The organism is Desulfofundulus sp. (genome assembly GCF_049701015.1).
GTDB lineage: Bacteria > Bacillota > Desulfotomaculia > Desulfotomaculales > Desulfovirgulaceae > Desulfofundulus.
Genome location: NZ_JBNATZ010000114.1, coordinates 1 through 7732, shown reverse-complemented (window position 1 = coordinate 7732; position 7732 = coordinate 1). Strand labels below are relative to the sequence as shown.

Sequence of the window (7732 nt, the reverse complement as noted above, 5' to 3'; positions counted from 1 at the left end):
TCTCAGTCCAGATAAAGCCTTTTTTAGGTGACATTTTCACTGTCCGTTGACAGAACCAGTTTGGCCATGTGTGGTCCAGCCAGTAAGATCTTGTCATGGCTATAAACTGCTATATCCTGTTTATGCCAATAAAAATCAGGGTAACCCCCAAAAGGATTATCATCATGCTGGAAGGAGAAACTTTACCCGCCAGACCAACCAACCCCAGACTGGTCGTAGTAAGCAGTACCGTCGGCCCCACCAGGGCCAAAAAACTATTTATTTTAAAAGCTGTTTCCACGCGGTTGAAGTATAACATTAACATGGCCGCACTGAATTCAATGGATGAAGAAAGGAGTCGCAGAAGAGCCATACCTAAAACGATACGATCCAGGAACAAAAACATAAGACCCCTCCTGCCGGTTTTTACTAAAATTTCATATGCCCCGGGGTATGGATAAATGCATAGCCGGGCTCAAAAACAGGGAAAACTTTTGGCGAAAGGATGGGTTAGCCATGAAGCCGCGAGAAAGCACCCTGGTACTGGCTGCCTTAAGTGGGGTGCCCTTTATTATGGTTCTGGGCAATTCCATGCTCATCCCGGTACTACCTGCCATCAAGGAGGCACTGCACCTCACTCAATTCAAGGTCAGCCTGCTGATTACCCTCTTCTCTATCCCTGCTGGACTTGTTATTCCCGTAGCCGGCTTCCTGTCGGACCGCCTTGGCCGCAAAAAAGTAATCACGCCAGCACTTATTCTTTACGGCCTGGGCGGTATAGTAGCCGGCCTGGCAGCTATGCTCCTGAAAAGCGGAGCTTATCCGGCTATACTCGGAGGGCGCATTTTGCAAGGCATCGGCGCAGCCGGAACTGCACCCATTGCCATGGCGCTGACCGGTGATCTTTTCACCGGCAGACAACGGAGCACTGCTCTGGGTATCATTGAAGCCGCCAACGGCCTGGGTAAGGTGGCAAGCCCCATTTTAGGGGCTTTATTGGGACTCATCGCCTGGTATGCCACATTTCTTTTTTTCCCCCTGGCAGTTATTCCAGTTGTAGTGGGTCTCTGGTTCCTGGTTGAGGAGCCGGAGAGCAACCGGCAGGCACAAAATGTCAATGAGTACCTCAAAGCCATTGTTCGAATCTTTGAAAAAAAATCCGCCATGTTGCTTACATCTTTTCTGGGTGGAGCCGTTGCCCTATTAATCCTTTTTGGAGTGTTATTTTTTCTTTCCGAACACCTGGAAACGGTTTTCAGGTTGAACGGAGTGCGCAAAGGAGGGGCTTTGGCCATACCAGTTTTATTTATGAGTATAACTTCGTACCTCACCGGCCGAATCATCAAAAAGCGTTTAGCATTAATAAAATGGCTGGTAGTGGGAGGTCTCGCCTTAATTGGTGCAGCTTTAACGATGATGGCTATTTATCGTACCACCCACCTCTTCTTTATAGCTATTTCCCTGGCCGGAATTGGTACAGGCCTGACCCTTCCCTGCCTGAATACTATTATCACCAGCTCTACAGCCACGGAAAAGCGGGGTCTGGTCACCTCCCTGTATGGCGGCGTACGGTTTGTTGGTGTAGCCCTGGGCCCTCCTCTTTTTGGCCTGCTAATGGGCTACGGCTTACCCCTCATGTTCTGGAGCACCGCAGCCCTGGCAGGGGTTACTGCCTTACTGGCCGCCTTTTTAATCCGCGTGCAAGACATGAAGGCGCCTGCGACAGAAGAAAAAAATATTCCCTCCCCATCCAGTCCACAGCCATCCTACGGACTGGCTGCACGCAAGCCCTGGAATCCCCCGGATGAACGGGAATCCTGAAAAGGTGGATAACACTGACAATTTTACCAGGGTAACCTTTCCCTCCCCACGGTAATATTTCTATGGATGGCTAACTTTTGCGGGAAACCTGTAAAGGAGGTGTTCGACAGAGCACCTGAAAAGACAGGTGCATTGCTATCCGCGAAAGGAGATTGAGAGCATGAGTGAACAGGAGGGTACCCGGTCATGGCAGGCATTCCTCAGCTTTCCTCTGGGCAAGAGGCTGGGAAAACCCCGGCAGCAGGGCCTGACGATGATCATCGACAAAGGTATGGGGCTTGTGGAAACAAAGGATATCTTACATGTATGCAGTGAGTATATTGATTTTTTTAAATTAGGGTTCGGTACTCCCGCTTTATATGCTCCGGAGGTGTTAGAGGAAAAAGTCCATCTCGTCAAGTCCTTCGGCATAGATATTTACCCCGGAGGAACATTCTTTGAAGTAGCCATCATGCAGGAAAAAATTGAGGAGTACCTGTATCTGGCTAAGGCTATTGGTTTCACAGCCATTGAAGTATCCGACGGCACAATAACGCTACCCCCTGAAATCAGGGAGAAAGCGATTACGCGCGCCGCAGAGCTGGGATTCAAGGTATTAACGGAAGTCGGCAAAAAGAATGGAGAGCATCATTCAGTCCAGCATCTAGTGGAACAGATCCGTCTGGATTTACAGCACGGAGCTTACCGGGTCATTCTGGAAGGCCGGGAGTCGGGCATCAACGTGGGGCTTTATGATGGTCAGGGCCAGTTCATCCATGAGGAACTGGAGGAACTGCTCTACGGCATTGGCGATCCCCGCGTCCTGATCTGGGAAGCACCACGCAAGAATCAGCAGGAAGAACTTATCCTGCGCTTTGGACCTAACGTCAACCTGGGGAATATCCCTCCTCATGAGGTCCTGGCTGTGGAAGCCTTGCGTGTGGGTTTGAGGGCTGATACCTTAAAAGCTATTTTAGAAGATTAATTATTTAATCTATTTTGAATTTTAAGGTACCTGGCAGAATTGAAATGATACTTGCCAGGTTTTTTGTTTTTACCTTCCCGGCTCATTTGCTGAAGACCTCTTTTTGCAGTTTCCCAAATCTTTTCACGGTTTTAGAAAAACCCGTCATAAATCTTTAACAAACCGTTAATCGACCTGCAATAAGTACCTTATAAAGTAAGTATGAAGACCTCACTCTAAGGGGGTGATACAGAAAGTCAGGTTAGAGTCAGGTTAGAGTCACGTTGATTCCGGAAGTAAAAGAGTATCTGTACTTTCACCTGGGGGAAGAGTACGAGATTTCGGAGGAGGGAGTTTTGCGTTGAAAAAGAGAATCGCTTTAATAGTCGTCCTTGCTTTTGCTGCGGTCGTTATTCTCTCCGGAGTCGCTCTGGCGCAAACTACCACAGGAAGCCAGCCCGGAATGCCTGCCTTGTTCCAAAATTTCCTGGGGAAACTGGCAACCAACCTGGGGATAGACCAGAGCAAACTGGAAAACGCCATCAAGCAAACCCAACTGCAAATGGTTGATGAAGCTGTCCAGCAGGGCAAGATGACTTCCAGCCAGGCACAAAAAATCAAGGATAGGATAAACAAGGGTGACTTCTTCCCAATGGGACCGTTCCATGGCCCTAAAGGCTTTAGAGACGGTAGGAGAACCGGGGAATTCGCGGGTAAAAGGTTAGATGAAGTGGCCAAGGTCCTCGGTATGAGTGCCAGCGAACTCAAAACCGAACTGCAACAGGGCAAGAAAATTTCCGACATCGCTAAAGAAAAAGGGCTTACCATGGATCAACTGTACAAGAAGCTCCTTGACGCAAGAATCCAGGCCATCCAGCAGGAAGTGAAAGACGGTAAGATTTCTCAGGACAAAGCCGACAAACTGGTCCAGCAGTTGAGAGGTTTCTGCCACTTTGGTCCACCTGCTCCTGACGGACAGAAACAGTAGACCATCGTCCCGGTACAACATTGGCCTGTCCCTCAAAAAGGGACAGGCCAAGCTGTTCAGAGTACAGGGTCCCCCGGCCCCGGTATCACCCACCGGGCTGACTTCTTCGCATTGCTAAAGGGAGATGCTCCCTGTAACACTGGTAATATTGCCTGAGGCTCGTACATATCTTAAAGCAAAGAACCTGAAGAAGGGGAATACCATGCCTGGAGTCACCCTGCTGGTAATGTTATTGCTGATCGGCATCATTGCTCGCTCCAACCTTATTGCCATGGCTGCCTGTGTTTTGCTCATTATCAAGCTCGCGAATCTGAACTTTATCTTCCCCCTCCTGGAAAAACGCGGTCTCGAGCTGGGCCTGCTGTTCCTTTTACTGTCCATCCTGGTACCCGTTGCTACGGGGAGGATCAACGAGCGGGAAATGCTCTATAACCTTACTTCCCTGCCAGGTTTGCTGGCTCTATTTGGAGGTGCGCTGGCCACCCACCTCAATGGAGAAGGGTTGAAGCTTCTGCAATTGCAACCGGAAATTATCTTCGGCCTTATGCTCGGTTCAATCTTTGGCATTGTTTTTTTAGGCGGGGTACCTGTAGGTCCCCTCATGGCAGCCGGTATCACCGCTCTTTTTATGGAGTTAGCTACCTGGTTTAGACATTAGCCCCCGACGCAAACGGACAAGGATATCTTCCAGAATCCCTGGCAGTGGAGCGCTGAATTCGAGGTATTCCCCCCGTCTGGGGTGATAAAAACCCAATATGGCCGCATGCAGAAACTGGCCCTGCAGACCCAGGTGGGGGTGGGCTGGCCCATATTTTAAATCACCTACAAGGGGATGCCCCAGGTAGGCCATGTGAACCCGGATCTGGTGCGTCCGGCCGGTTTCCAGTTTTAACTCCAGCAATGTATACTGACCAAAACGTTCAAGCACCTTGTAATGGGTTATGGCGTGACGACCCCCACGGCTTACTACAGCCATACGCTGACGGTCCCTGGGGTGACGGCCAATGGGAGCATCCACCGTACCCCTGTCCTCTTTGAAGTTACCATGTGCAAGAGCAATATACCGCCTGGTAACACGGCGGTCTTTCAATTGCCGGGCAAGTTCCAGGTGAGCAAAGTCGTTCTTGGCTACCATTATCAAACCAGAAGTATCCTTATCCAGCCGGTGAACGATACCAGGGCGCATCACACCATTCACCCCGGATAGATCCCGGCAATGGAACAAAAGGGCATTCACGAGCGTTCCACTGTAATTCCCTTCAGCCGGATGCACCACCATGCCCCGGGGTTTATTTATCACCACCACATCCTCATCTTCATAATAGATTTCCAGGGGAATATCTTCCGGAACCACCTCCAATTCCCGTGGCAAAGGTATTCTAAGAACCACTTCATCACCGGGTTTTACACGGTAACTGGAGCGTACATACTCACCGTTTACAGTTACTTGATGTTCGGCGATTAATCTCTGGATATGCGAACGCGAGAGTTCCGGACTCTCTCTGGTCAAAAAAATATCCAGGCGCTCTCCGGCGTCCCCCTCTTCTACCCGAAGATAACTAATTTTCTGCATCCGGCCCCACCCTTTTACGCTTCTTCTCCTGATCCTCCCACCAGAGGAGAAAAACCAGCAGAAAGGTACCTGTGACTATAGCCGTGTCCGCCAGGTTAAAAACCGGCCATACCCTGAAATCCAGAAAGTCTACGACAACGCCAAAGCGGACCCTGTCTACGAGGTTGCCCAGGGCGCCCCCTATGATCAGTCCCAGCGGCAAATGAAGCAAACGCCGCCGGGAAGGAAGGTATACTGAGAAAACCAGTGCTCCTGTTACGACAAACAGGGTAACCACGATAAAAAAGCCGGTATGATAAGCAAACAAACCAAAAGCCGCCCCCGGATTCCGTATGTAGGTCAGGTGAAAAATCCGGGGTATTACCGGAACAGATTCCCCTTCCCGCATAAGGTGTTGAACCAGTTCTTTGGAAACCTGATCCAGGATAAAAGTAATCAGGGCAGTTAACCAGAAAGGCAACTTTTTTCCCCCTTTACGAACAACCCATTTAAATATGGTAATCCGATGGTTTTAAACCGGTCGGCCAGGCACCTCCCCTGTATCCCAGCATATAATACCATGAAAACGAGTTGGGGAGCAAAATCCCTTTATTTGAACTTACCAATGAGATACTCCCAACATTCATCTACTTGAGGGGAGATTCCAGATAAAATACAAATGTAATCATAAATAAACTATGCTTTTTTTGAAAAAAATACAAGCTGAGGTGAATATATGATGAAAATTTCCTTTAGTGACCTGTTGTGGTTCTTTTTTATTATAATGGCTCTTCTCCCTGCTACAAGACAGTACCACCTGGAAACCGTACGGGTACGACTGATCCGGAGCCTGGAAAAAAAGAGAGGTAGCCGGGTCATCACCCTGATCCACCGTCAGGAATCATTGAGTCTTCTGGGTTTTCCCATATCCCGTTACATAAACGTTGAAGATTCGGAAGCAATCCTTCGTGCCATCAGATTGACTCCGGACGACATGCCCATAGACCTGGTCCTGCATACGCCAGGTGGACTTGTACTGGCAGCAGAACAAATTGCCCGGGCACTACAAAAGCACAAGGCCAAAGTAACGGTCTTCATTCCTCACTATGCCATGAGTGGCGGGACCATGATCGCCCTGGCTGCCGATGAGATTGTGATGGACGAAAATGCCGTTCTCGGCCCCATGGACCCACAATTGGGCGACATGCCGGCAGCATCCATTTTAGAAGCGGTACAGGTCAAAGGGCGGGAAAAGGTTGACGACCGCACGTTAATGCTGGCCGACATCGCTTCCAAGGCCATGAATCAGGTAGAAGAATTTGTTTACCGTTTACTGGTAGAAAAGATGCCCCCGGAAAAAGCCCGTCAGATCAGCCGCCTGCTCACCAGCGGCCAATGGACACATGATTACCCCCTGACCTGTGAGCAATTGCGGGAGCTTGGCTTTCCGGTTTGTGCCGAGCTGCCGCCAGAAATTTATGCCTTGATGGACCTCTACCCTCAACCAGCCCAGCGCCGCCCATCTGTACAATATATTCCCCTCCCCTACACCAGGGAAACACGACCGAATGACCGGTAACCAGCCACCCTCACCTTTAACACGAAAATAAGCCGGCTTATACCGGCTTATTTTTATGGGAATATACTGGTTCAAGCGGGCCAAACTAAACACAGGAAGGGATAGTGATGACCTGCCCACTCTGTAATGGCATTTATACAGAACAACAAATCTGCACCTGCGGGGCTACTATGAAGGATGCCGGCCTGGTAACCGATTATTACGGTCCCTACAGCCCTTACTTTAACCTGTCCTTTGAAGACCCCATCTGCTTGCATCTCTTTTCCTGCCCGGTCTGTGGGCGGGAACTGCAGGTGGCAGTTCCCATCACAAAACGGAATTAAAACGTAATTAAAAATGGAGGGTGTTTAATTTTGGGAGATTATCATGTAACCCTTTACGTTTCACCTGACTGTAACGATTGCGAGAAGGCCAGGAAGTTTCTGGCAGACAAAGGAATTAACTATGAAGAGAAGAGTATTCTTGACCCTGGTGCAAGAGGGGAACTGCGTCACAAGACTGGTCGCACCGACTGCCCTACCATCGATGTGGACGGTCATATCGTAGTAGGCTATCTTCCGGAGAAATGGGATCATCTCCTTTCAGAAGAACCCTTACGGATGACTTAGGGAATATCAAGCAGGAGGGGGTCCGCTAACCCCCTCCTGCAACCATTACAGGCTGGTAGTTACAGGGAAATGTGCAACGCCGGTACGTTTTACCTTATGGAGTGTCAAAAATCTGTACCCAATGGAAATATTGAACGGCGAATAACACCGCCGGAAAAGTTATTCCGCTCGTCATGGAAATATTACCGTTCAGCAGAAATCTTTTTACGGAGCAGTGAAAAATGAGATTAAAATAGTATTTTATAACCGGGGGATGGTTAGA

Annotated in this window: 10 protein-coding genes; 7 read left to right on the top strand and 3 right to left on the bottom strand. The window is 49.3% G+C overall.

The genetic code is table 11. From position 1 onward, the window contains the following. Positions 1-109 precede the first annotated feature (109 nt). A complete protein-coding gene (locus ACPLUI_RS08350) occupies positions 110-385 on the bottom strand; it encodes a YqhV family protein (RefSeq protein WP_424659810.1) in 276 nt (91 codons plus the stop codon). Between the two features lie 110 nt (positions 386-495). Between ACPLUI_RS08350 and ACPLUI_RS08345 the strand changes: the two genes are divergently transcribed. From ACPLUI_RS08345 to ACPLUI_RS08330, 4 genes are all read left to right on the top strand, one after another. Beyond that, positions 496-1800, top strand: coding sequence for an MFS transporter (locus tag ACPLUI_RS08345; protein WP_424659809.1), 1305 nt, complete (start codon positions 496-498; stop codon positions 1798-1800). A 160-nt stretch (positions 1801-1960) separates the two neighbouring features. Next, positions 1961-2764 carry a phosphosulfolactate synthase gene (locus ACPLUI_RS08340; RefSeq protein WP_424659808.1) on the top strand — a complete coding sequence of 268 codons (804 nt, stop codon included), beginning with the start codon at positions 1961-1963 and terminating at the stop codon, positions 2762-2764. A 340-nt stretch (positions 2765-3104) separates the two neighbouring features. Next, complete coding sequence (locus ACPLUI_RS08335) at positions 3105-3731, top strand: hypothetical protein (RefSeq protein ID WP_424659807.1); 627 nt, start codon at positions 3105-3107, stop codon at positions 3729-3731. 202 nt (positions 3732-3933) lie between these two features. Then, entirely contained in the window at positions 3934-4389 is a 456-nt protein-coding gene (locus tag ACPLUI_RS08330; protein ID WP_424659806.1) for a DUF441 domain-containing protein, read from the top strand. On the opposite strand, the gene ACPLUI_RS08325 is transcribed toward ACPLUI_RS08330, so the two are convergent. Then, complete coding sequence (locus ACPLUI_RS08325; RefSeq protein ID WP_424659805.1) at positions 4366-5304, bottom strand: RluA family pseudouridine synthase; 939 nt, start codon at positions 5302-5304, stop codon at positions 4366-4368. The two genes, ACPLUI_RS08330 and ACPLUI_RS08325, sit on opposite strands and share 24 nt — an antisense overlap. Next, positions 5291-5764 carry a signal peptidase II gene (lspA, locus tag ACPLUI_RS08320; protein ID WP_424659804.1) on the bottom strand — a complete coding sequence of 158 codons (474 nt, stop codon included), beginning with the start codon at positions 5762-5764 and terminating at the stop codon, positions 5291-5293. Before lspA ends, ACPLUI_RS08325 begins: the two co-directional genes overlap by 14 nt. A gap of 255 nt (positions 5765-6019) precedes the next feature. Between lspA and ACPLUI_RS08315 the strand changes: the two genes are divergently transcribed. From ACPLUI_RS08315 to ACPLUI_RS08305, 3 genes are all read left to right on the top strand, one after another. Continuing rightward, the gene (locus ACPLUI_RS08315) at positions 6020-6862 is read left to right on the top strand and encodes an SDH family Clp fold serine proteinase (protein WP_424659803.1); all 843 of its coding nucleotides are present in this window, start codon (positions 6020-6022) and stop codon (positions 6860-6862) included. 107 nt (positions 6863-6969) lie between these two features. Continuing rightward, entirely contained in the window at positions 6970-7185 is a 216-nt protein-coding gene (locus tag ACPLUI_RS08310) for a hypothetical protein (protein WP_424659802.1), read from the top strand. 30 nt (positions 7186-7215) lie between these two features. Beyond that, positions 7216-7470: a glutaredoxin family protein gene (locus tag ACPLUI_RS08305; RefSeq protein ID WP_424659801.1), complete on the top strand. Its 255-nt coding sequence runs from the start codon at positions 7216-7218 to the stop codon at positions 7468-7470. Positions 7471-7732: the final 262 nt, after the last annotated feature.

Bases quoted from the DNA above. Each gene is read 5' to 3' on its own strand.
- ACPLUI_RS08345 (WP_424659809.1), top strand. From the start codon at position 496: ATGAAGCCGCGAGAAAGCACCCTGGTACTGGCTGCCTTAAGTGGGGTG.
- ACPLUI_RS08310 (WP_424659802.1), top strand. From the start codon at position 6,970: ATGACCTGCCCACTCTGTAATGGCATTTATACAGAACAACAAATCTGC.
- ACPLUI_RS08350 (WP_424659810.1), bottom strand. From the start codon at position 385: ATGTTTTTGTTCCTGGATCGTATCGTTTTAGGTATGGCTCTTCTGCGA.
- ACPLUI_RS08315 (WP_424659803.1), top strand. From the start codon at position 6,020: ATGATGAAAATTTCCTTTAGTGACCTGTTGTGGTTCTTTTTTATTATA.
- ACPLUI_RS08330 (WP_424659806.1), top strand. From the start codon at position 3,934: ATGCCTGGAGTCACCCTGCTGGTAATGTTATTGCTGATCGGCATCATT.
- ACPLUI_RS08340 (WP_424659808.1), top strand. From the start codon at position 1,961: ATGAGTGAACAGGAGGGTACCCGGTCATGGCAGGCATTCCTCAGCTTT.
- ACPLUI_RS08325 (WP_424659805.1), bottom strand. From the start codon at position 5,304: ATGCAGAAAATTAGTTATCTTCGGGTAGAAGAGGGGGACGCCGGAGAG.